This is a genomic window from Nitrospira sp. (assembly GCA_030692565.1).
Lineage (GTDB): Bacteria > Nitrospirota > Nitrospiria > Nitrospirales > Nitrospiraceae > Nitrospira_D.
Genome location: JAUYAO010000045.1, coordinates 39,297 through 59,478, shown reverse-complemented (window position 1 = coordinate 59,478; position 20,182 = coordinate 39,297). Strand labels below are relative to the sequence as shown.

30 protein-coding genes and 1 pseudogene are annotated in these 20,182 nt (G+C 58.9%); all 31 read right to left on the bottom strand.

The window, feature by feature from the left end:
- Positions 1 to 36: 36 nt before the first annotated feature.
- A complete protein-coding gene (trxC, locus tag Q8N04_12065; protein ID MDP3091409.1) occupies positions 37 to 483 on the bottom strand; it encodes a thioredoxin TrxC in 447 nt (148 codons plus the stop codon).
- 76 nt (positions 484 to 559) lie between these two features.
- Positions 560 to 769 (bottom strand): annotated as a pseudogene (locus tag Q8N04_12060) (cytochrome c).
- Between the two features lie 192 nt (positions 770 to 961).
- Positions 962 to 1,390 (bottom strand): c-type cytochrome, encoded by a 429-nt coding sequence (locus Q8N04_12055; protein MDP3091408.1) that lies wholly within the window; start codon positions 1,388 to 1,390, stop codon positions 962 to 964.
- Positions 1,391 to 1,460: 70 nt separating this feature from the next.
- Positions 1,461 to 1,790 carry a hypothetical protein gene (locus Q8N04_12050; GenBank protein ID MDP3091407.1) on the bottom strand — a complete coding sequence of 110 codons (330 nt, stop codon included), beginning with the start codon at positions 1,788 to 1,790 and terminating at the stop codon, positions 1,461 to 1,463.
- A 38-nt stretch (positions 1,791 to 1,828) separates the two neighbouring features.
- Complete coding sequence (locus tag Q8N04_12045; GenBank protein MDP3091406.1) at positions 1,829 to 2,272, bottom strand: hemerythrin domain-containing protein; 444 nt, start codon at positions 2,270 to 2,272, stop codon at positions 1,829 to 1,831.
- Positions 2,273 to 2,285: 13 nt separating this feature from the next.
- Positions 2,286 to 2,801: a hypothetical protein gene (locus tag Q8N04_12040; protein ID MDP3091405.1), complete on the bottom strand. Its 516-nt coding sequence runs from the start codon at positions 2,799 to 2,801 to the stop codon at positions 2,286 to 2,288.
- Between the two features lie 296 nt (positions 2,802 to 3,097).
- Positions 3,098 to 3,418: a chaperone modulator CbpM gene (locus tag Q8N04_12035; protein MDP3091404.1), complete on the bottom strand. Its 321-nt coding sequence runs from the start codon at positions 3,416 to 3,418 to the stop codon at positions 3,098 to 3,100.
- A gap of 2 nt (positions 3,419 to 3,420) precedes the next feature.
- Complete coding sequence (locus Q8N04_12030) at positions 3,421 to 4,353, bottom strand: DnaJ C-terminal domain-containing protein (GenBank protein MDP3091403.1); 933 nt, start codon at positions 4,351 to 4,353, stop codon at positions 3,421 to 3,423.
- Positions 4,354 to 4,552: 199 nt separating this feature from the next.
- Positions 4,553 to 4,909, bottom strand: a complete 357-nt coding sequence (locus Q8N04_12025; protein MDP3091402.1) for a TraR/DksA C4-type zinc finger protein — start codon at positions 4,907 to 4,909, stop codon at positions 4,553 to 4,555.
- A gap of 29 nt (positions 4,910 to 4,938) precedes the next feature.
- On the bottom strand, positions 4,939 to 5,250 hold the full coding sequence (locus Q8N04_12020; GenBank protein MDP3091401.1) for a YtxH domain-containing protein: 312 nt from the start codon (positions 5,248 to 5,250) through the stop codon (positions 4,939 to 4,941).
- Positions 5,251 to 5,482: 232 nt separating this feature from the next.
- Positions 5,483 to 5,845 carry a cytochrome c gene (locus tag Q8N04_12015; GenBank protein MDP3091400.1) on the bottom strand — a complete coding sequence of 121 codons (363 nt, stop codon included), beginning with the start codon at positions 5,843 to 5,845 and terminating at the stop codon, positions 5,483 to 5,485.
- A 22-nt stretch (positions 5,846 to 5,867) separates the two neighbouring features.
- Entirely contained in the window at positions 5,868 to 6,614 is a 747-nt protein-coding gene (locus Q8N04_12010) for a ZIP family metal transporter (GenBank protein ID MDP3091399.1), read from the bottom strand.
- A gap of 5 nt (positions 6,615 to 6,619) precedes the next feature.
- Positions 6,620 to 7,231, bottom strand: a complete 612-nt coding sequence (locus tag Q8N04_12005; protein ID MDP3091398.1) for a DUF3365 domain-containing protein — start codon at positions 7,229 to 7,231, stop codon at positions 6,620 to 6,622.
- 34 nt (positions 7,232 to 7,265) lie between these two features.
- On the bottom strand, positions 7,266 to 7,847 hold the full coding sequence (locus Q8N04_12000) for a hypothetical protein (GenBank protein MDP3091397.1): 582 nt from the start codon (positions 7,845 to 7,847) through the stop codon (positions 7,266 to 7,268).
- Between the two features lie 40 nt (positions 7,848 to 7,887).
- Positions 7,888 to 8,214, bottom strand: a complete 327-nt coding sequence (locus tag Q8N04_11995) for a cupin domain-containing protein (GenBank protein MDP3091396.1) — start codon at positions 8,212 to 8,214, stop codon at positions 7,888 to 7,890.
- Positions 8,215 to 8,308: 94 nt separating this feature from the next.
- Positions 8,309 to 9,724, bottom strand: coding sequence for a c-type cytochrome (locus tag Q8N04_11990; protein MDP3091395.1), 1,416 nt, complete (start codon positions 9,722 to 9,724; stop codon positions 8,309 to 8,311).
- Between the two features lie 69 nt (positions 9,725 to 9,793).
- Positions 9,794 to 10,039 carry a DUF2934 domain-containing protein gene (locus Q8N04_11985; GenBank protein ID MDP3091394.1) on the bottom strand — a complete coding sequence of 82 codons (246 nt, stop codon included), beginning with the start codon at positions 10,037 to 10,039 and terminating at the stop codon, positions 9,794 to 9,796.
- A gap of 71 nt (positions 10,040 to 10,110) precedes the next feature.
- Positions 10,111 to 11,190, bottom strand: coding sequence for a cytochrome c peroxidase (locus Q8N04_11980; protein MDP3091393.1), 1,080 nt, complete (start codon positions 11,188 to 11,190; stop codon positions 10,111 to 10,113).
- Between the two features lie 25 nt (positions 11,191 to 11,215).
- Positions 11,216 to 11,761 carry a cytochrome P460 family protein gene (locus tag Q8N04_11975; GenBank protein ID MDP3091392.1) on the bottom strand — a complete coding sequence of 182 codons (546 nt, stop codon included), beginning with the start codon at positions 11,759 to 11,761 and terminating at the stop codon, positions 11,216 to 11,218.
- Positions 11,762 to 11,823: 62 nt separating this feature from the next.
- Entirely contained in the window at positions 11,824 to 12,834 is a 1,011-nt protein-coding gene (locus tag Q8N04_11970; GenBank protein ID MDP3091391.1) for a histidinol-phosphate transaminase, read from the bottom strand.
- Positions 12,831 to 13,331 carry a hypothetical protein gene (locus tag Q8N04_11965; GenBank protein MDP3091390.1) on the bottom strand — a complete coding sequence of 167 codons (501 nt, stop codon included), beginning with the start codon at positions 13,329 to 13,331 and terminating at the stop codon, positions 12,831 to 12,833. The genes Q8N04_11970 and Q8N04_11965 overlap by 4 nt, the downstream gene beginning before the upstream one ends.
- Positions 13,332 to 13,340: 9 nt before the next feature.
- On the bottom strand, positions 13,341 to 13,826 hold the full coding sequence (locus tag Q8N04_11960) for a hypothetical protein (protein ID MDP3091389.1): 486 nt from the start codon (positions 13,824 to 13,826) through the stop codon (positions 13,341 to 13,343).
- Positions 13,827 to 13,914: 88 nt separating this feature from the next.
- Positions 13,915 to 14,526 carry a hypothetical protein gene (locus tag Q8N04_11955; protein MDP3091388.1) on the bottom strand — a complete coding sequence of 204 codons (612 nt, stop codon included), beginning with the start codon at positions 14,524 to 14,526 and terminating at the stop codon, positions 13,915 to 13,917.
- Between the two features lie 191 nt (positions 14,527 to 14,717).
- A complete protein-coding gene (locus tag Q8N04_11950; GenBank protein MDP3091387.1) occupies positions 14,718 to 15,302 on the bottom strand; it encodes a DUF3365 domain-containing protein in 585 nt (194 codons plus the stop codon).
- Between the two features lie 78 nt (positions 15,303 to 15,380).
- Complete coding sequence (locus Q8N04_11945; GenBank protein MDP3091386.1) at positions 15,381 to 15,659, bottom strand: hypothetical protein; 279 nt, start codon at positions 15,657 to 15,659, stop codon at positions 15,381 to 15,383.
- A gap of 18 nt (positions 15,660 to 15,677) precedes the next feature.
- Complete coding sequence (locus tag Q8N04_11940) at positions 15,678 to 16,031, bottom strand: cytochrome c (GenBank protein ID MDP3091385.1); 354 nt, start codon at positions 16,029 to 16,031, stop codon at positions 15,678 to 15,680.
- A gap of 74 nt (positions 16,032 to 16,105) precedes the next feature.
- Entirely contained in the window at positions 16,106 to 16,795 is a 690-nt protein-coding gene (locus tag Q8N04_11935) for a c-type cytochrome (GenBank protein ID MDP3091384.1), read from the bottom strand.
- Between the two features lie 24 nt (positions 16,796 to 16,819).
- The gene (locus Q8N04_11930) at positions 16,820 to 17,404 is read right to left on the bottom strand and encodes a superoxide dismutase family protein (GenBank protein ID MDP3091383.1); all 585 of its coding nucleotides are present in this window, start codon (positions 17,402 to 17,404) and stop codon (positions 16,820 to 16,822) included.
- Between the two features lie 83 nt (positions 17,405 to 17,487).
- Positions 17,488 to 17,931 carry a CBS domain-containing protein gene (locus Q8N04_11925; protein ID MDP3091382.1) on the bottom strand — a complete coding sequence of 148 codons (444 nt, stop codon included), beginning with the start codon at positions 17,929 to 17,931 and terminating at the stop codon, positions 17,488 to 17,490.
- A 579-nt stretch (positions 17,932 to 18,510) separates the two neighbouring features.
- Positions 18,511 to 19,089: a c-type cytochrome gene (locus tag Q8N04_11920; protein MDP3091381.1), complete on the bottom strand. Its 579-nt coding sequence runs from the start codon at positions 19,087 to 19,089 to the stop codon at positions 18,511 to 18,513.
- Between the two features lie 8 nt (positions 19,090 to 19,097).
- The gene (ppk2, locus tag Q8N04_11915) at positions 19,098 to 20,159 is read right to left on the bottom strand and encodes a polyphosphate kinase 2 (GenBank protein MDP3091380.1); all 1,062 of its coding nucleotides are present in this window, start codon (positions 20,157 to 20,159) and stop codon (positions 19,098 to 19,100) included.
- Positions 20,160 to 20,182: the final 23 nt, after the last annotated feature.

Below are 20,182 nucleotides of genomic sequence, written 5' to 3'. Positions count from 1 at the left end.
CCTCCCTGTCCGGATAGATACCCGGGCAGATCCGGCTCATCGAACGTGCGCGAGATGCCCACGGATCCAGCGCTCGATATCCTGTGCTCCCATGGCACCGGGCTGCCGCGCCACCTCACGTCCCCCGCGGAAGATCATCAGAGTCGGGATACTGGCAATCCCGAACCTTGCCGCCAGCGCTTGCTCTTCCTCCGTGTTCACCTTGGCCAGGCGAACGTGCGGCTCCAACCTCGTCGCAGCCTTCTCGTAGGCAGGGGCCATCATCTTGCAGGGTCCGCACCAGGGTGCCCAGAAATCCACCACGAGCGGGATCCCGGAGCGCGAAACATGCCGATCGAAGTCCGCCTGCGTCAACACGAGGGGATGTCCCGTAAAAAGCGGTGCGTGGCACTGACCGCAAGTGGGACGATCGGTCAAGCGACCTTCCGGGACGCGGTTGAGGCTCCGGCAATGAGGGCAGACGACTTGAACGTTCTCACTCATACATGAACCGATACGACCATAACGAAATTCAGGCGTGAGTCACTTTTCTTTTCCCATTCCGCTGGTTCAGCGGGCATTACCGTAGCGTCTTCAGCCAGGCTTGAATGTCGGCCATCTGCTGTTCGGTGATCGCGCCTTTCAACGGCGGCATCACGTGCCGCCCTTCATATACGACTTTCCCAAATGCATGCTCATTGGATAACACGGGATTGCCCGCTAACCGAGGACCGAGTCCACCCGTGGCACCGGAGTTATGGCAGACAATACAACTGGCATTGTAGAGTCCCTCGCCTCTGCTGCTATCCCCCCAGGACGCTTTAACGCATTCCCGCTCGAACTATCCTGGTCAACGCCTTGCGGCCCCCCGTCGGTCGCCCGACCCGCAATCCCGTTGCTCCCGGCTTCGAGAACGACCAATGAAAGAATAGCGCCGATCATCCATCGACTCATCGGCATGACTCCATTTCGTGATCCAGCGTCACTTGGGCCCCGCAGGGCCTTCGTTACGGAGGCGGGCCAGATAGGCCAGGGTATCCGCAAGCTCCTGATTCGTCATAGTCGTATCGGGAAACATCCCCGTGCCGGGATGACCTTCGCGAACGGCTCGTGCGCGCTGCTTGTCGCGCTTCAGATGGAGCGCTTTTGGATTGCGAAGATCGGCAGGCGGAGGGTTCAGCCGGGCAATCAACGCTGCCGTGTCGGCAGCGAGTTCCGGTCGCTTGTCGATGTGCCCATCGACACCGTGACAGTAGTAACAGACGCCTTTCCCGTTGAACACAGCTCGCCCCCGCTCGTCATCGCCTTGAGCGGTCGCCGACGGTTTGACCTGCTGCCCCGCTGCCTGAACGGAAGATTCATCACCTAACACATGTCCGAGGAGGATAAGGCCAACGTAGGAGATTCTCATCGTAATAGTCTTTCTATATTCGCTGTACCTCGCTGACTTCGTATGTGCAGCGGACGTATTCAGCAATCCGCTAGTATTTCTCCACTCCCTTTCGCCCTCCCGCATGGCAACGAAGGCAATCGGCAAACCGCCCGGGCCCATGAATGCCCTTCGCTTTCGACCGAAGGTTTCGGACCAGATCATTATCCAATGTCCGGGGACTGAGACTCTGGTCTCGCTCCGCCCGGTGACAGTCCCAACAGGTCTTCGCGCCGGTTGCTCGAAAGATCAGATCACTGTGGGGGTTGATGGTCTGATCAACCTCAGCGGGTACTGCGGCTTGCACAACCGCTTCGCCGCCACTGACCCGCGCCGCCATGATAAGGAGCGCTACGGTGAATCCACACCATCGTCTCATCATGCCAAGCCTCTGCTCTCTCCCGGCTGCGTACCATCCTCTCAGGCAATCTTCTCCATGGCGCGAAACGCGGCCTCACGCTCCTCAGGGCTGATCATGTGATCCATTTCAGGATAGAGCACCTCTTCTTCCGACATGTAGTGTCGATCCACCAAATCCAGCAGGATCTCTTCCTCATGGTCGGTCTCCAGATTCTGCGCCTGCACTTTGCGATAAATGGATTCTAAACAGTCTTGGATTTCCTGGTGCTCGCGCCGCATGACGATCGTCGGCCCGCCGCCGGTCATGCCCGATTTCTTCTCCCACAGAGGAAACATCACTTCTTCCTCCCATGCCACATGCCGCTGCAGCCCCGTTTTGAACTCAAGGAACGCGCTCTTGGCCTTGGGGAAATCCGTCCGCTTCAGCGTCTGGAAGGACTTGAACAGCGCATCCAGGCGGTCATGGTCTTCGTCAAACATGGTGCTGATCGTGCGTTCAGGCATAAGCGCTCCTTCCTTATGAGCTTCGCAGTTTGTATTCCAGATGGCAGGCGACGCAGGCCTTCAAGACATTGTTGAATTGCGGCAGGATTTGCTTGAGATCTTTCGTCGGAATGGTGCGGGCGAGCTCCTCCGCTGCGGCATGATGGGCCATCGCCAGATCATGATAGGCCGGTGGAAAGTTCTCCGGCTGCTGACTCGCCATCGCCTGCCGATGCATAAAGAAACCCAGGTGCGATTCCGTTAAGCCTTTCGCCAACTCATAGTCCTCATCAACCAGCGCGTTCATGATCACTTGAATGGTTTCCAGATGCTGCAGCATCACGGCGCGATGTTCTGCTCCGGCTGCCGGCGACAGCGGAATAGGCTGTCGGACATCGGACGTCAGAATAGGATGCGACCGTTGTTCCCCCTGGCGATGTTCGACCTTCGTGCAACCAGCCAAGAGCAACACGCAGAGAACCACAAGACTTGCCTCGCCAAGAAGCACCTGCGTCCCTTTGTATCTTGATCGCGACGAACGCTGAGACATTCCGAACCCCTCTCAATACAATCTCGCTGTAATTGCCATCAAGCCAGAGTGCTCCCCCACCCTCCAAACTATCAATCGGCCTACACCAGATTGCTGATGAGCAATGGGCATGCCTCCGACCACTACATCGGAAGCGCGTGATTGCGTTACAGAGACAACAACTTGGCGGGCTCTTGTGAAGCGCGTCCGGTGAGAATGGGGTCAATTGCTCCAGCAGCCCGATCGGTACTGGCGCACAATGCGACAATTAGCGCCTCTGGCCCTGGCGCTTTCTCAATATCCCTTATCCTGCTGATTTATTCCACATCCAGGCCGGCCCGCTTCAGGCGAGCGCGCAACTGTTCGATCTGATCGAGCAGATCGAGCATTACTGCGGCCGCATCGAGGCTGGCATCAAAATCACGTTGCAGACGGGCCACCCGGCGGGCGCAGGTGAGATCTGCCGCGCGAAACCGCCAGCGCGAGGCTTCCGTACCTTGCGGCTCCAACACCCCCACTGCCACCAATTCGATAACCCACTGCGCCTCCGCGCGACAGGCTCTCGCCAACTCCTCGATCGACAACACACCCTCATCACCGATCACGTTGCCTGTCAGAATCTCCTGCTCCCTGTCCATAATTAGACCCCCAGTGCTTGGCGCGGATCGAACGCCAGTTCCCGAGCCATGGTCTGATAGATCTTTTGGGCCGACTCCGTGTCCGCTTTCGGCAGAACCACGTTCAGGGCGAGATAGAGATCGCCGGCCGGTTCGCCGGGGATGCCACGTCCTTTGAGTCGTAGCTTCCGTCCGCTCTGTGAGCCCGGAGGGATTTTGACTTCCACCACGCCGGTCGGGGTCGGCGCTTTGACAGTCGCCCCAAGGGCCGCTTCCCAGGGTGCAATGGGCAATGACAGCGAGAGGTCCCGGCCCTGCACCTGATAGAGGGGGTGGGGATGAAAATGGATCTCGAGATACAGATCACCGGGGGTAGCCCCCTGGATTCCCGGCGCACCTTGACCGGCAAGTCGGATATGCTGGCTTTCACGGATGCCCTTGGGGATCTGGACATTCAGCGACCGCTCCCGCAACACCACCCGGCCTTGTGCATCCACCTGCGGCGAACGCAGGGTCATCGTGTGGGTTCCGCCGTGAAACGCGGCCTCAAGATCAATGAAGATCTTGGCATGGTGGTCCTCGCCATGAGCACGAGTGGATGCGCCGTGACGAGAGAAGTTGCCGAATAGAGTGGAGAAGAAGTCGCTATAGTCGGTACCTTCCGCTGCGGAATCGCCGCCTGGGGTGAACTCGAACCCCGCACCCCATTCTGGCGGAGGGGTAAATTCCTGCCCCCCTCGCCAGCGATCGCCGAGTTGGTCGTAGGCGGCGCGCTTCTCCGGGTCCTGGAGGACTTCGTAGGCTTCGCCGATTTCCTTGAAGCGCGCTTCCGCTCCAGGCTCTTTGCTCACGTCCGGATGATATTTTCGCGCCAGTTTGCGGTAGGAACTTTTGATGTCGTCGGCGGTCGCCGTGCGGTCAATCTCGAGGAGCTTGTAGTAATCCTTAAATTCCATCTGGCATCGTCTCCGGCTGTTCAGTCGACCGCGTCGGGGACTCTCCGGCCGTTCGTTTCGCGCCCGATGAATGATCCGGGCAGGGCGGTCACGAGACAATTCTGCTTACCGATGCCTCGTCCCCGCTGGTTGGACCTACAAATACGGAGATCAGCACATCTTGCCAATCCTCAACCATGAACGCGGACGGCGCGCCCACTTATTTCCTCAGCGCCGCCTGGGCCTCCGCTGCCTGCTCGCAACCCATACACATAGCCGCCGCGGGGACCGCCTCCAGCCTGGACTGGGGGATGGCCGTTCCGCATTGCTCACATCGGCCGTACTGCTCGGACCCCAGCTTGAAAAGCGCCCGGTCGATCGCCTCGATCTCAGCCTTCGCTCGTCCGTCCAGACGATCAAGCAGCCGGACCATCGTCTCCTCCTGCCCCCGCTCCTCCACTTCGCTTTCGATATCGCTTTGGAGCCAGCGCAGATCTTCTTCCGTCTTGGCCACTTCCCGAAACAACTCACGCCGTTGGGTGATCAGCTTCTTTCGAATATCCTCGACCAGCAGCATCGCTCCACTCCTTCCTGACGATCGCGGCGTCAGCTACAGCATTTATCCATCTTCTCTTTCATGGCTTCTTTGCCTGCCGTGACCGCAGCTTCGACATCCTCGCGCTTTTCGGCCACGAAATGCTTCCCTCGTTCAATCATTTCATCGAGGGCGGCGCGAGCCTCTTTGGCCTTCTCGATCACCTCTTCCTCCGCCTTCCTCGCGTACCCTCTTAACTCACGCCTTGTCTCTTCTCCCGATTTGGGCGCGAGTAAAATACCGGCGACCGCTCCCGCGATGGCGCCGCCAAGAAAGGCAAGAGCAACTGCTTGCGATGAACATCGTGCGTCGTGGTTATCCATGGCTATTCCTCCGTGATGATTAAGTTCTTCTTTAATTGAAAAGCCAGGTTCGTGCCAAACTCGTCCAGCCGGCCATTTACCGATTGCGCTGATTTGATGAGAGCTTCCGCGGAAAGTAATAGAGGAGGCTTACGTTGCTGAGGCATTCCAGACCTTACCGATAACGCACGCTGGTGCAAAAGGCAACAGAACCGGTCGATCAGGATGGAGGATCGCCCGGCTCCGAAGCGAACTAGCTCACCGCGTTAAAGGGCGCCAAGGTACGGATATAACTCAAGACATCTCGCATCTGCTGCTCAGAGAGTCGATCCGACCACCCATGCATCGGACTGAACAGCACCCCTTGCTTGATCGCCAAAAGCATCTCCGCATCGGTTTTCGAACGGGATTTCAGCGAGTGCAAATCGGCGGGAGGAACAATCAGATCCTTCACGTCGCGCCCTAACCCGTCTCCGGACGCTCCATGGCACCGGACACAATGCTGTTGATAGAGGCTCTCTCCCTGCTTCAGATTGCCCGGCAGGGTCTGAGCCAACGCCCACGATCCGGTCAGAATGATCGCCACTACCCCCACCCCCATCATGCGTGCGTACATATCGTTGTTCCTCCAATATGGTTTAAGCCTTGTACATTTGCAGTATCAGAATCGTTGCCACTCCTGCCAGGATCAGAACCAATTGCCCGAGTCCTGTCTCAGCCCCGATTCGCCGATGAAGACCGGGCACGAGATCTGCGAGTCCGATGTACAGAAAACTTGCCGCCGACAAGGCCAGAATTGTGGCGTTGAACTGCGGCGCTTGCTCCACCCCTACATACGCAAGGAGCGCGCCGGGGATTGTCGTGCTGCCGGAAATGAGGTTCCATTTCAGCGCACGTATCCTCGTAAACCCGTTATCGAGAAGAATGGCAAAATCTCCGACTTCTTGCGGCAGCTCATGCGCGATGACCGCAATGCCTGTCGCGATGCCGAGCGGAATCGAGGACATGAATGCCACGGCGATAACAGCACCGTCCACGAAGTTATGCAGTGCATCTCCCGCGAGAAGGAGATAGCCCGCAGCACCATGCACCTCGCAGGAGCTCTCAGCATGGCAATGCCGCCAGATCAAAAGCCGCTCGAGTACGAAGAACGCCATCAGCCCGCCAAGCACAGTGCCGAGGCTTGGCCGGAGGCCACCCTGTTCGATGGCCTCCGGCAGCAGACCCAACAGGGCTGCGCCTAACAACGTGCCGGTGGCGTAACTAACGAGAAAGGGAACCAGGCGTTCGCGAACCGGCTTGGAAAACAACAGAAACAAAGCAGCCGCGCCGATGGCACCGATGCTGCCGAGGAGGGCGAACCCGACTATCCAGGTCAATACCATCGGTCCTACTGGTTCCCGTTGCTGAGCGGCTGTTTAATACTGACCGCGCCGCGTAACTCTCCGGCCTTGTACCCGGTGGCCGCATCGAAGGGATACTGTTTCTTCAGCATCGTTCTGATCTCATCCGGGATCTGGTCACTCGGCCCGTGACAGAGCAGACATTGCGGCTGAACCGCAATCGGCTTCATGAACCGGTAGTACTGCCCGCCCGGTTCCGTCACGACTTCGCTATGGGCCATCCCGGCAAACGCCTCCCCTTTCGCCGACCGCTCGGCGAATTCAGCCAAGACCCGTTGCTCCCAGACATCCGGCATGCCAAGCAAGGGATTGCGCACCCGCGTCCCCACGCGCGTAACCCGCCAGCCGTGTTCTCTGGACAAGCGACCGGCGATCGCGGGGGCCAGCTCAATGCAGACCTTGATGGCCTCGGTCGGACCACCCTTGACCATCTCCCTTGTCATGACCGCCCCCAGCTCTTTCACAAAAGCCGCGGAAATCTCGTTCGCCGCCCGATCCCGCTCATTGACCTCCGCAGAGACCAGGCCGGTCGCGATCATGAAGACAGCTATGGTTCCTGCCAATACTCGCACAAGACGGAATCTGCGCCGTGTCATCATGGCAATGCCTCACAAGCCGCGTCCGCATGGACTGTTAGTGCTGATGCTGCTGTCCCCCGCCCTGCTCACCGCTCCCGTGCTCGCCTCCTCCATGCCCGCCGCCGCCCTTGCTGCCCCGATGCTGCGCCTCGCCTCCGCTCTTCATCTTCTCACGATGGGCAAAGTCCTTCTCCCGCTGCTCCGACGTCAGCAGCGCCATACCGTCGCGTTTACTCTTGATGACGGCGAGCAGAAACGCCCCTTCCGCTTTCTTAAGTTGCTCAACCTTCGCCTGAATCGCGGAGAAATCGGCCTGTTCCTCCTCCGTCAGCGCATGTAACTCAAGCTTGGCAATCTTGATGTCCGCTTCACTTCTGGCCTGGGTTCGATTGCAATCCAGTTGCAGGACTTTGAGCTGCTTAATCTGCTCCGGCGTCAGTCCGATTTCCTTTGCATGCTTCAGCAGATGCTTAAGATAATGCCCGCTGTGCTCGTCTTGTTCCCCCTGATCGTGGCCGCTCTGCATCTGGCCACCCATCTTTCGGCCCTGGCCCTCATCGGCAAAGCCGGAGAGAGCAGTAACGGCAATTACCAATGCAGCTCCGGTTAATCCAGCGACCCATTGTCTCTTCATCATGACCATCACCTCCAGTAGGCAGTGCGACTCGCTTCTCCTGCTATTCGACTGCCGCATCGTAAACCATCAGAATGGTGACACCGCCCTTCGTAAAAATGGTCGAAACATCCGCGTGCTTCGGCAGGAACCGATAGGCTCCTCGTCCCAGCGTCTTCCCCTGCGTCTCGCATTCCCCCTCCAGCACATAATGTTGAACGGCTCCCACATGGCTATGGGGAACAATCTGGCCCCCGGCCGGGAGCCGAACGATCATGGTCTTGGCCCCGCCCTTGCCTTCTTCGCGTAGCACGGTGACTTCCCCCTTGCCGGGAAACTCGCGCAACTCCTGCCAAACCATCGCCCCAGGATAGTGGATGATTTCGCTCATGATGACCCTCCCATTGTTTCAGCTTGAACCGTGACCAACCGCGAGAAGAACCGCTCTCCCCCCATACCGGCCGGTCCTGCTGTAGTCGCCCTCATCATCGCGCCAAGGTGCGCAGATAGTGGATGATCTGCCAAACTTCGTCGTCGGACAGTCCCGGGAATGCCATCATCCCGGTTCCCGACGAGCCGTTCTTAATCACCCAGAACAGCTGGCCATCGGTAATGTCTTTCATCGTCGCGCCACAGGTGAAGTTCCGCGGAGGCGGCACCAGCGCCGCACCGATCGGGCCGGCGCCGTCCCCTTGCTGCCCGTGGCAATTCATACAGGCGAGGGGCTTAGCGGTTTCAACAAACCATGTCTTGCCTGCCTGGACATGTGCCGGCGTCGCCGGAAGCGGATTCGTCCGTTTGAGAAAATCCGCCGGAGCTCTCTTCGTGGCTCGCGGTTGCGGACACACCCCTAATGGACCACCGGCCGCCCCGGCCGTCGCCTCGGCAACAACCGCTCCCTTGAACGTCTGCCGCAGATAGGCCATCACATCCGCCACGCCAGGCTGCTCCAGAGTCAAAGACCAGTACGGCATCAGGGAAGACTTCCCCACCCCTTTGCCTCCGTAGTTGATGACGTTGTAGAGATACTCATCGGGCAGCTTGTCGAACGCGATCTTGGCATGCACGGCCGGCTTCGGATCCAATCCTGATGCGGCGGCTCCATCACCCTGACCGGTCGCGCCGTGGCACTGGGCGCAATATTCCTTGTACACCTGGCCCCCACGTGTCGCATCCGCTTTCCGGAACGGGTCGGCCGTCCAGGGTTCGTAGAACTTGAACTCGTTCCACCCTCGAGTCGCGATGAACCCGGTGATGTAGCGTAGCCCCAATGCGCTGACATCGGCGACAAACTCTCCGCTATGCGGCACGAAATCAGGGGGGTTGGAATTGAACCGATAGATCCAGTCCGCCTTCAGCCGGCGGCCGCTGGTCACGAAGGAGGCGCTCTGCGGGCCACCCGTCGGTTTCCCGTCCACCATGATCTGATGGCACCCGATGCAGGAATGGTCCTTGAAGAGCTGTTCTCCGAACTTCGCTTCGATGGCGCTGAACGTCGAAAGATCGATCGCCCCCTCTTTCACCCGGGGATCTTTGAGCTGTTTCTCGAAGTAGTCGGCGATCTGCCCCGCCTCGTTTTCAGAGACCACCGGATGCCGGTCGGGCTGCTGCGACTGATCCCAGCGATAGCTCTTGGCGTAGACCGGATCTTCTTTGCCCGCCAACCAGCCGGTGAGCCACTCCCGCTTGAACTTGCTGCCTCCTCCGATGAGATCAGGGGCGCTGAGCTTGAACCGTGAATCGGCCGCCCCCTCAAGGCGATGGCAGCCTGCGCAGGATTTCTGCAGGAGGGCGCGCGTCTGCTGCTCGTCGTTCGCCGACAACGCCAGCGCCGCACCTCCCATGACAGCGCGCGCGGTCAGGCGAATCCCCAGACGAAACTTCCGGTTCATGGTGCTCATGAATGAGTCCTCCTGTTGTTGATACTCGCCTGTTCCTACGAAAAGCTTCCCGCAGCGAAGAACCGATGACTAGACCGGCGGAACCTGACTCAGGATTTCCCGTTCCGCTTCCAACCAATCATCGAACGCATTGCCGTCTCGACAACCTCGTTCCAGATGAAGCTCATACGCGCGCTTGGCGATGAGTACCTGGAGGTCGTCGCAGACGGACACAGATGATTTGCTCGCTACCGGAACAGCGTCCGGACTCTGAGTCTTTGCAGCCGCCACCCGGCGTGTCTTCACTGGTCTCTCATGTACTGGCTGTGTGTCCATGACGTTACCTCCTTGCGCGAATCTGCGAATGTGATTGCTGTCGGCATTACGTCATTTCTTCCTCAACCGCCTCACTTCGGCAACTTCGGCATTTCGAACTTGACCGGTTCGCCTGCCAGCGCTTTCAGAAACGCGATCAGATCGGCTTTCTCCTGCTGCGTCAGCCCCAGCGGTTTCACCATCGGACTCAGGTTGGGATTCTGTCCGCCGCCTTGATCAAGAAAATCTACGACCTCTTCCAGCGTTTTGAAGACGCCGTCATGCATGTAGGGCGCGGTCTCGGTGATGCTCCTGAGCGTCTGCGTCTTAAAGGCGCCCTTATCCTGCTCCTGCCGTGTCACGTAGAAACGGCCCAGATCCTCTTTCATGGGGCCTTCCTGAGGGACGCCCAGGTTATGGAACTGATTGTCGGTAAAGTTTGGCCCGTTGTGACAGAGGACGCAGCGCGCCTTGCCTTTGAACAGAGACATCCCACGGATCGCCGATTCGTCCATCGCCTTGGCATCGCCCAGCACATACTTGTCGAATGCGGAGTTCGTCGAAACGACCGTCCGCTCATAAGCCGCAATGGCTTCGGCGAGTCCCTGAAGATTCACGTCCGTCCCAAAGACCGTCCGGAACTGCTGCTGGTAGCCTTTGATCTTGCCGAGCTTCTTGACGACATTCTCGTGCGTCTCGGCCATTTCGACAGGATTGACGACCGGACCGATGGCCTGTTCCTCCAGCGAACCGGCGCGGCCGTCCCAGAATTGGAGCGGAATGAATCCGGTGTTATACACCGACGGAGCCTGCCGCCCTCCGACCCCTCCGCCCACGCCGATTGAGGTTTGGCGCGGGTCGGCAAAGCCGGTGAAGGGGTTGTGGCAAAACGCGCAGGAAATGGCGTTGTTCTTGGAAAGCCGCCCGTCGAAGTAGAGCTGTTTTCCCAGATCCACCTTGGCCTTGTAATTGAGGTTTGTAGCAGGGATCGGCACGACTGTCGGCAGTGGCCCGATATCAGGAACCGTCACGCCGTCGAGCGACACCGTTCCCGGTGACGAATTGCCACCGCCGAACGCATTCTGTGCCGACAGCTCGGCGGCGAGCACAAACAGACTCACCGCACCGGCGATCATCGCAAACCACAACACCTGCCTTCTTCTACACCTCATCGACCACCTCCCTATTCTTTGCCTCTCAGCGCCTTAATGGCCGCTCCGTTTCTCGAAATACTCGTCGTACCGGTGGACGAAGTCCTTCTGCGCCAGCGGCACATGGCAGGCCCGGCACTCGGCAAAATTCGCCTTCAGAGGCTGCATCCGGCCCGTAGGCGGCATAGACCCAGGCGCCGGTCTTGACGTTGTCCGGGACGTCCTGCCCCCAGCCTTCCCCCTTGCCCATGACAAAGACCTTGGCGAGCTTGTCTTTCACCAGCTTCCCCGCCGCGTCTTTTTCAAAGATGCCATCGGCCGCTTTCTTGCCGCTGTAGATTTCCATCACGAACTGGGTCCCGTTCGGGACCATCTGGCCCTGGGCCGTGCGGGACCCGACAGGGTTGACATACAAATCTCTGACGGCATCCGGTTTCTGCACCTCCTTCAAACACACCGGCCAGGACTTGTAATCGGCCGGCAAGGCCACCTCTCCGTCTTTCGGCGCAGAACCCGCCTGCATCGCCACACAAGCTGCGATCGCGAACACTGCCACCCCCATCGCCACGGTAGATGCCATTCGCCTGATCATAGGGAACTCCTCTCTGCTGAGGTGATGGAAGGTTCGTCGTTTCGCCGGCCGCACAGGCGTCATCACAACCGGGCCAGAACCTCTCTCATCGCGTCAAGAAACCGCCGGTTGTCTTCCGGCAATGCCGTCGTCACACGCATATAGCCGGGACCCAGCCGGGAATCTTTCAGCGGTTTGATCAGAATCTTCTGTTCGCGGAGTCGCGTCGCAACGACCGTCGCATCGTGCGGGGCCACATCGGCCAGAAAGAAATAGGTTTCTGAAGGGAACGTCTTCACGCCAAGCTTCTCCAACTCAACCGCCAGCTCCCTTGCCCATCCCCTCAACTCCACAGCTCGCGCTCGAATCTTGTCTTCGTAGCGCAACGTGGCAATTGCCGCCGCCTCGCTGGAACGGGCCAAGGGATAGGCGTCGTTGTTCTGATTGAGATCGTCGGCCAGCGGTTCCGGAAGGATCGCGTAGCCCACGCGGAACCCGGCCAGACTGTGGGCCTTCGACAGCGTGCGGGTCACCAGGAGGTTTTGATAACGCGGCACCCAGGAGGCGACCGATTGGCCGGCCATGCCGACGAAGGCTTCGTCGACCAGGAAATGCGTGTGCGGGTAGCGCGCGAGCAGATCGGGCAGCGGCGCCATGTCGAACGTGCCGCCGTTTGGATTGTTGGGATTCACGATCGCCACGAGCGTCGTGTCCGGCGGAATGGTCAACCGGGCCAGGTCGAAGGTGAAATTGTCCTGTGGCAAAAGATAGGTCTCTGTGTAGGATTCGGCAATCTCGGGGAACAGCACATAGGTCGGCGTCAGCAAGTGCACGCGCTTTCCGAGTCTCGAAAACAGTTGGCGAAGGATCAGTTCCGAACCGGCATTGATATGAATCAGCCGCTCAGGCACACCAAGCTGTTCGCTCAGCAACCGGCGGAGCGGCGCAGAGTAGGCTTCCGTGTAGTAGTTGCTCCGGGCCAGTTCCTCTTGGGCAGCGGCGATCGCTTCATCCAGCGGCGGCAACGGATTCTCACAGAGCAGCATTTTGATCCCGGCAAAGGTCCCGCCACCTTTTTCGAGCAATGACGTCATGTGGTCCTCCCTTGACGACGGAATCGTTTTTGACCGGAGCCAGCTTGTGTTCTCCCTGGCAGCTCCTTCCCTCGACCAGGCCCTCGCCCTGCTTCCCCGCCTTGCGCGACGCATCGCTCAAATGCGGGAAGATGGGCGTCGCGTGACCTGGCTTGGAGCCGTTGAAAGAGACTTCTCACCTCGGGATTCTCCGTCTCACGCAGGAACCGGTTATACATGGCGATATTTTCATGTTCCCCTTCGACGCCGGCCAGGCAGGCTTCCAGAATAGATGCGGGAGGCTGCAGCGTTGCCTCCCAGTCATCGGACGGGAGAGGAATCCCGTACCGAGGACAGAGCGCTTCGAGCGCTCTCGCATGGGTGTCTTCCGCCTCCACGATGTTGACGAAGGGCCGCGCAGGGCCGAAGGTCTTGATCACCAGGCGATAGAACGCCCGCGCCTTGTACTCATCGTTCAGAGCTTCGAGGATCATGCCTTTGGTCTTTTCGTCGATCATGGTCACCCGTCACAACTTATAAGCCCTGTGGCAGGACACACAGGCCCCGATGGTTTTTTCGAGCTTCGGCAGGATCGTCTGGAGGTCTTTCGAGGGGAGCACCTTGGCCAAATCCTCGGCCTCCTGATGGTGTGCCATCGCGAGCTCATGATACTTCGGCGGAAACGTCGCCCCGCCCTCCCGTTGCATGGCCTGGTGATGCTTGGGCAATCCGAGTTCCTCGTGCGCCACTGTGGCTGCCTGCTCGAAATCCTGCCGGCCCAGGGCAGCGACAATGTCCCGGATCGCCTCCAAATGTTCGCGCATCGTCAGCTTCATGCCTGCTTCAGCCGCCTGGCTGAGGCCCAGCGCCGCGCGTTCGTCAGGATGACTATCGCCCGGAGTTCCCTCCTTGATCATGGAGTGCCCATGGTCATGCTGAGCCTGCCCGACAGCCGTCAGGCTCAACAGCCCAACCAATCCCAATCCAACCGATACGATCGTGATTCGGTTCATCTCGTCCCCTATTGCCGAACCGTAGAAGCACCTGTGAGCAGCGGCCGCGCCAGCCCGCGGCCGCTGCTCATCTGTCCTTACCTACCGCTTACTTGTGCTCAGCCATGTGTTCGGTCATGCGAATCGCATAAGTCATCGCTCCCATTGTTGGGGATTCCGTCTCACGCGTTCCCAAGGCAGCCCGCAACAAAGCACCGAGCATTCGAGCCTGCTGCTGGGACAATCCAGCCCGATTCCCCTCTTTCAATGACTGCTGTCCGTGTTGAATCGCGGCCCTGAGATATTCCAAGCTGCTTTCAATCGCGTCACAGGTATTGGCGGGTGTGCAGCCCTTCATCGCATTGTGCGCCTCTTGAAGATATTTGATCACGCCACGGCCATCGCCTGGATTTTCGACGTCCTTGCTGAAGTCCGGATTACCTGCCCCCACCACAACATTGATCGCCCGTTGCGTCTGTGCACGATGCCATCCTTGACCAGGTTGGTGTGGAGCCACGGCAAGTTCAGCATAATGAATGGCAATTTCTAATTGTTCATGGGCCTTCATGAGAAGTTCATGCCCGGACGCGGCCTTTTCCGATTCCGCGCTCCAGGCGGGGGCCAGTCCCGTCACGCCAACCACACTCGATGCAGCCATAAGAGCGGCGATCGCCATGGCCTTGGCTTTTGTCGGAAAATGCTTCAACAGGAATGTATGCATGGTCTCTCCTCCTTGAGTGCGCACTCCACCGGCCGGAAGTTCGGACTGGTTAATGATCACTGCCTTCGTTTTCTAAGACTTTGCCCGTCAGCTTAGATGCATCATTTCATCATAGTTCCCTCCTTCCTTCCGAGATATGTTACGGCCTGGGCTGGATCCCTTCCGCGTCGTACCCGTGCCACGCTTTCCGTTTACTCCGGCATCGGAATCGAGATCAGGACCGCACCCAGCACATCGTTCAGTTTGTAGTCACGCTTCGGGCTGCGCGGATCGGCGTTGTGGCAACTCACACACACCGGCGAGACGGCAAAGTCCGCATACAGGGCCTGGAAGTAGCGGACTCCTCCCTCCTTGACCTGCCCCTTATACGGCTGCTCAGGGTGCGCCATGACCGCCTCAAGCGCCCTCCGCTCAAAATCGCTTCGAGGCCCGCTTTGCTTGTTGATCGGATTCAAGCTGATCAATCGATACTGCACTGCGCTTCCCGTCAACGACGCCAGGCTCGCCGCCTCCTGGAAGAATTGGGCCGGCAGCGGGAGCGCACTGGCCTCGCGCCATTTCTCCGACGATTCGATCACACCCCGCCGCTGCATTCGCTCCACGACGTGGACGGTATAAAACGTCCGGTTGGACTCCAGCACTGAATGGAGATAGTCCACGACCGTTTCCAGCGGGACGCTGCCGGCTGAATCCTTCCCGGCCATACCAGTCCCCCAGCCTCCGATCACGCACAAGGCAATGCCTACGCCTCCGACGAACCACGTCCTGATCGACATGAGATCCTCCCTCTGAGACGGTCTCTCCGGCCCAGAGACCTGAACATGATGAAGATCGCCGAATCCCCTTCGCCCTCTCTATGGAGCAGCGGGAACCCCCTTCTTGAAGATGAGTCTCGGAGTTTGCAGATCGCCCATCTCGAACGCTGCCAACTCCCACCCGGATTGGCCATACTCGGTAAGCACCGCTTGAATGCTGCGCGTGTCGGGAAGCACTTCGAGCACCCGGTACTCAAACCGCAATTGGGCCGAGAGACCTTGCGACACGCCCGGCGTCGTGCGCAGAGCCAGCCCCAGGATCAGCAACAGACACCCCGTTCCGAAAAGAAACCAGCGTGGCACATTGAGCGGATTCATGATTACCCTCGTTGCACATTACGGCTTAAGCGATCGGATATAGGCCAGCAGGTCGGCTAGTTGCGCCTCTTCAAACGCTCCATCGTAACTCGACATCGCCGTGCCGGGCCGCCCTTCCAGAATGACCTTTCGCAATTGCGCATCGGTCTTCGCCTGGGTCGCCTTGGCCGCAAGATTGGCGGGCGGAGGCGTCAAATAAGCGGCCATGTCGCTGTCACCCTTCCCCGTCGGACCATGGCAACTCTGGCAACTCTCCAGATAGATCTTCTTGCCGGCATCAGGATCGCCCTTGGGCGAAGCCGCCATAGTCATCTGCGTAAATCCCAGCACAACCGTGCATACACACAAACTCAACACACTTGTCAGCCGCATTGTCGTCCTCCCGCGTCGCGTAAAGCGCCCTGTTCATGTCGCCATACATGCTTCAGCCGCGACGCTCCATCTCTTTACTTGAGCGTCATCATGTACGCCGTGATTGCATAGATATCTTCGTCCGGCAGCGGCGGCTTCGGGATATAGGCGCCGCTCTCCGGCTCGAAGTCGTTCGGATTCTGATTGAAGCGGTACACCCAATCCGCATACAAACGTTCATTGATCTTGATAAAGGATGTGCTTGCCGTCCCTCCCGCATACCCTTTTGCCGTCTTCGCCGGCGTGAAGTGGCAGTTCTGGCAGCCATGCTCCCGATACAACTTCTGGCCTCGCTCCAACTGTTCCGGCGTGCTCGGTTTCATCACACCTTCGGTGATGCGAGCGTCCTTCCGCTTCGCAAGAAACCCCGCCACCGCCTTCGCTTGATCGGCAGGCAAGGCCAGGTGCCGCTTCTTGCGCTCCGGGCGAAAGTCGTAGCCGACGGGGTAATGTTTGAAGTCGGGATTCCGGAGCCACCCTTCCAGCCAGTCTCGCTGATATTTGTTCCCGGCCCAGATGAGATCGGGCGCTTTCTTCGTTTTGCGCGGGGCGGGCTTCCCTTCAATCCGATGACATTGCACGCACAGCGACTTCACGATCTGCTCTCCGGGATCAGCCGCAAGCCCTATTCGGGACTGGGCCAGAACCAGCCCCGCCGTCATCGAGAGTACGAAACCGATGACCACCGCGACTCGTCCGTTCACGCGCGAGCAATGCTGATCCATCTCAGGTCCTCCATACCCCAGGCATTACCGTTTTACGATGATGCCGCAGGCAATCCGCGGACCGCCCGGCGCATCTTTGGTCGGCGGGTCGGGCAGATACTTATCCTGCAACTCATGGATGATGAAAGCGCTCCCGTCCTTGTCGAACAACGAATTCAATCCGTCCGACAGCGTCACGCGGCTCGTGATGGTATAGAGCGACCCGTTTCGATTCTCATCGACGGAGAGATTCTGGAGATCTCCGAGGTGATACGGATGATTGCCGAGGCCGGGGCTGACATTCGCCTCGGGATTGACTTGCGAATCGCTGTTGCCGTCGAAGTGCCCCTTCGCAGCCGAGAATGGCTCGCAGTTTCCGGTTTCATGAATATGGATGGCATGCAACCCCGACGTCAGCTTGCTGTCTGCCGTCCCCTGCAGATTGAGCTTGATCCGCACACGGCCTTCATACTCCTGGTAGAGCCGCGCCTCCCCCGTGATCCCCGGCCCTGCAATGACCGCGTTCGCGTGCAGCGGAGCGCTCAGCTTGCCCGTGTGATAGGAAGAACAGCCTCCTAGGACGAGTCCGGTTATCACGGCGGAACCGATTCCTGTGAACAAATTCATCATGCCCTCCTTGGCCGACCACTCCACACCCGGCGGCGCCGCAGCCCATCGACTGCGGTGCCGCCACGCGCACGCCGGTCGCGCGATTACATTGCCGGATTCTCGATATCGACGCCCAATCCGATCCATGCCCGCAGAATGTCGTGGCGGGTGATCGAATGGGTCACCTTTCCATTGCGTTGAACCGGAAGGTTCAGCAGCCGCTTCTCATCCATCAGCTTGAGGGCGTCTTCGATGCTCGTCTCATCGGTCACAGCAATTCGATCCTTCCCCATGACGTCTCCGGCTGTAAGTTGATTCAGATCCTTCTCCGCGCTCAGCGCGCGCAAAATGTCGAACTCGCTCACGAAGCCGATAAATTGTCCCGCATCATCGACAACCGGCGCACCCGGTGTATGCGTTGTCAGCAGTTCCACCGCCACACCCATCGCATTGTGTGTCCGGCCAAATACGAGATCGTTCGTCGCATGCACCTGCCCCACTGTCTTGAAGCCTCCGACAGGAACGCCCGGTCTGGATAACGTAGACATGAACCCCTCCTTGGTATTGGTGAATGAAGAAACGGGCACTCTTGAATCCTCTCAAATGCCCTGCCTATTCATGTGAGTCTTCGAGACTGAATAGGATTCGCACATCGCCTGCACAATCACTCGATAGGCTGACAATTTTCAATGAGCGCAAGAGTCATACCTCTCTCTGTGCGTAGGCTTCACAGAATAGCACCAGGACCCAACTACTTGATTGAGCTGGTTATGAGAGAGAGAGAGAGAGAGAGAGAGGCGTTATGCAATGGCGTGCAGATTATTGCCCCAGACGCGAGGCTATCGATGGCGCAAGATACCCCATTTACGAAGAGCGGTAATTTAATAACCGGAGGCCGCACGAGAAGAGGTGCAGGCATGCCGATGAAGTGGTTATCCTGCTGGATTGGGCTGACAGATTCGAGATCGGTGAGGGGAGGCACGGCCAGGACTTCGGGGTCGGCGATAACCGCTTCTCCCGGCCCGCAGTCGACGGCCTATGAGAGTCCGGACTATTGGGGCGAGGGCTTACATCAGCGCGACGCACATGGGTACAGACGATCGTCCAGCCCGACCAGAGAGCTCCTCTTACTTCTCGCAGCTCTCCGTTTCACGGCACCCCATCCCGTCTTTCGGTCCGCGGTGTCCCATGCCGCCCATCCCTCCGCCGGGTCCCATTCCGGAGCCCATGCCTTCTCTGTGCCCCATCATGCCTGGCCCATGTTCTCCGGCAAAGCTTCGCTCGTATTGGATGAGGGACCAGATCTCCTCATCGCTGAGTTGATCGCCGAATCCGATCATAGCCGTGCCGGGCGAGCCGTGCTTGATGACCCAGTAAATCTCGCCTTCCGTCCGATGCCGCCAGAATCCATGGTGTTGAAAATTACGCGGCGAGGGATCGAGACCGACTGCCGCCATACCGTTGCCCGATCCGTCTTTGCCGTGGCAATTGAAGCACGTGCCTTTGCCGTTGTAGAGCGCCTTGCCCTTCTCGACGATCTCGGCGGAATTCGGCAACGGACTCGCCAATGCGCGCGCTTCCGCCAGCTTGTCAGCCGGCACGCGCGGCTGCATCATGGGTCGCTCAGCTGCCGACAAGGCCGACGCACTCACGACACCGCAAACTAGAACAGCCGCCAGCACACGTGTGATTGTCATCGTCGTCATCCTACTCCTCACAAATCGAGCTCCACCATCTTGCGATGGAAGCGCGTGATGATATTGGGATCCGGTGTCAGGCGAATCTGGGTCTCTTCCTTGCCCTTGTAGGGCAGAAGATTCAACACATACCGCAGGCTCTCCAACCGCGCAGACTGCTTGTCATTCGCCTTCACAATGATCCAGGGGCTGAAGGTCGCGTGCGTCTTGCTGAACATTTCCTCTTTATAGCGCGTGTAGGAATCCCAGAGCTCTTGCGCTTTCTCATCGACCGGACTCAGCTTCCACTGCTTGAGGGGATTCTGTCGACGCGCCTCAAAACGTTTGGCCTGCTCATCCTTGGAGATGGAGAACCAGAACTTGATGATGGTCACCCCGTCTTCGTAGAGCATATGTTCGAACTCGGTGACCTGCTGCAGAAAGCGTTGATGATCCTTCTTGCTGCAAAACCCCATCACCGGTTCGACGACGGCGCGGTTGTACCAACTGCGGTCGAAGAAGACGATCTCGCCTTTGTTCGGCAATTGCCGGATATAGCGCTGGAAATACCACTGGCCACGCTCTTCATCCGACGGCTTGGGGAGCGCGACGACTCGCATGGCGCGAGGATTCAGATGTTCAGTAAAGCGGCGGATCGTACCGCCCTTCCCTGCCGCATCGCGGCCTTCGACCAGAATCGCAATCCGCTGCCCGCTCTCCTGCACCCACCGCTGCAATCGAACCAGCTCGACCTGAAGCTGCCGCAATTCCTGCTCGTAGAGCAACGTCTTGCGGACTTCCTCCAGATCCACTTCTTTCCGCTTCAGGAGCGTCAACAACCCCCTGCGGGTGTTGATGCGAATCAAGTCGTCATCCGTCAACGCATGCCCGGCGACACCGATGGCATACGCGACCTGATCGACGGCCTTGCTCTGTGCCTGACGGTAGCCGTCGCCCTGCTGGGGGATCGCTGTCGGAATGGCTTCCAGTTCATCGGCCAGCAACTCGCCATCGTTACCGGCAATCGCCTCGGCATCCCGATCAGCTCGACTCACTTTTCTATTCTCCGATTTACCGGCCGACTCGTCTTCACCAGCCATGACATCCCCCCGCGTTAGACTCA

Coding starts and splice junctions, on each gene's coding strand:
- Q8N04_12050 (MDP3091407.1), bottom strand. CDS start 1,790: ATGATGAGACGATGGTGTGGATTCACCGTAGCGCTCCTTATCATGGCG.
- Q8N04_12025 (MDP3091402.1), bottom strand. CDS start 4,909: ATGCTGCTGGTCGAGGATATTCGAAAGAAGCTGATCACCCAACGGCGT.
- Q8N04_11990 (MDP3091395.1), bottom strand. CDS start 9,724: ATGAGCACCATGAACCGGAAGTTTCGTCTGGGGATTCGCCTGACCGCG.
- trxC (MDP3091409.1), bottom strand. CDS start 483: ATGAGTGAGAACGTTCAAGTCGTCTGCCCTCATTGCCGGAGCCTCAAC.
- Q8N04_11940 (MDP3091385.1), bottom strand. CDS start 16,031: ATGCGGCTGACAAGTGTGTTGAGTTTGTGTGTATGCACGGTTGTGCTG.
- Q8N04_11970 (MDP3091391.1), bottom strand. CDS start 12,834: ATGACGTCATTGCTCGAAAAAGGTGGCGGGACCTTTGCCGGGATCAAA.
- Q8N04_12045 (MDP3091406.1), bottom strand. CDS start 2,272: ATGCCTGAACGCACGATCAGCACCATGTTTGACGAAGACCATGACCGC.
- Q8N04_12005 (MDP3091398.1), bottom strand. CDS start 7,231: ATGATGACACGGCGCAGATTCCGTCTTGTGCGAGTATTGGCAGGAACC.
- Q8N04_11935 (MDP3091384.1), bottom strand. CDS start 16,795: ATGGATCAGCATTGCTCGCGCGTGAACGGACGAGTCGCGGTGGTCATC.
- Q8N04_12010 (MDP3091399.1), bottom strand. CDS start 6,614: ATGGTATTGACCTGGATAGTCGGGTTCGCCCTCCTCGGCAGCATCGGT.
- Q8N04_12030 (MDP3091403.1), bottom strand. CDS start 4,353: ATGGAATTTAAGGATTACTACAAGCTCCTCGAGATTGACCGCACGGCG.
- Q8N04_11925 (MDP3091382.1), bottom strand. CDS start 17,931: ATGTCTACGTTATCCAGACCGGGCGTTCCTGTCGGAGGCTTCAAGACA.
- Q8N04_11920 (MDP3091381.1), bottom strand. CDS start 19,089: ATGACGACGATGACAATCACACGTGTGCTGGCGGCTGTTCTAGTTTGC.
- Q8N04_11995 (MDP3091396.1), bottom strand. CDS start 8,214: ATGAGCGAAATCATCCACTATCCTGGGGCGATGGTTTGGCAGGAGTTG.
- Q8N04_11955 (MDP3091388.1), bottom strand. CDS start 14,526: ATGCATACATTCCTGTTGAAGCATTTTCCGACAAAAGCCAAGGCCATG.
- Q8N04_12015 (MDP3091400.1), bottom strand. CDS start 5,845: ATGTACGCACGCATGATGGGGGTGGGGGTAGTGGCGATCATTCTGACC.
- Q8N04_11960 (MDP3091389.1), bottom strand. CDS start 13,826: ATGAACCGAATCACGATCGTATCGGTTGGATTGGGATTGGTTGGGCTG.
- Q8N04_12055 (MDP3091408.1), bottom strand. CDS start 1,390: ATGAGAATCTCCTACGTTGGCCTTATCCTCCTCGGACATGTGTTAGGT.
- Q8N04_11980 (MDP3091393.1), bottom strand. CDS start 11,190: ATGAGGTGTAGAAGAAGGCAGGTGTTGTGGTTTGCGATGATCGCCGGT.
- Q8N04_12040 (MDP3091405.1), bottom strand. CDS start 2,801: ATGTCTCAGCGTTCGTCGCGATCAAGATACAAAGGGACGCAGGTGCTT.
- ppk2 (MDP3091380.1), bottom strand. CDS start 20,159: ATGGCTGGTGAAGACGAGTCGGCCGGTAAATCGGAGAATAGAAAAGTG.
- Q8N04_11975 (MDP3091392.1), bottom strand. CDS start 11,761: ATGATCAGGCGAATGGCATCTACCGTGGCGATGGGGGTGGCAGTGTTC.
- Q8N04_11945 (MDP3091386.1), bottom strand. CDS start 15,659: ATGAATCCGCTCAATGTGCCACGCTGGTTTCTTTTCGGAACGGGGTGT.
- Q8N04_11985 (MDP3091394.1), bottom strand. CDS start 10,039: ATGGACACACAGCCAGTACATGAGAGACCAGTGAAGACACGCCGGGTG.
- Q8N04_12000 (MDP3091397.1), bottom strand. CDS start 7,847: ATGATGAAGAGACAATGGGTCGCTGGATTAACCGGAGCTGCATTGGTA.
- Q8N04_12020 (MDP3091401.1), bottom strand. CDS start 5,250: ATGGATAACCACGACGCACGATGTTCATCGCAAGCAGTTGCTCTTGCC.
- Q8N04_11965 (MDP3091390.1), bottom strand. CDS start 13,331: ATGATCGACGAAAAGACCAAAGGCATGATCCTCGAAGCTCTGAACGAT.
- Q8N04_12035 (MDP3091404.1), bottom strand. CDS start 3,418: ATGGACAGGGAGCAGGAGATTCTGACAGGCAACGTGATCGGTGATGAG.
- Q8N04_11930 (MDP3091383.1), bottom strand. CDS start 17,404: ATGATGAATTTGTTCACAGGAATCGGTTCCGCCGTGATAACCGGACTC.
- Q8N04_11950 (MDP3091387.1), bottom strand. CDS start 15,302: ATGTCGATCAGGACGTGGTTCGTCGGAGGCGTAGGCATTGCCTTGTGC.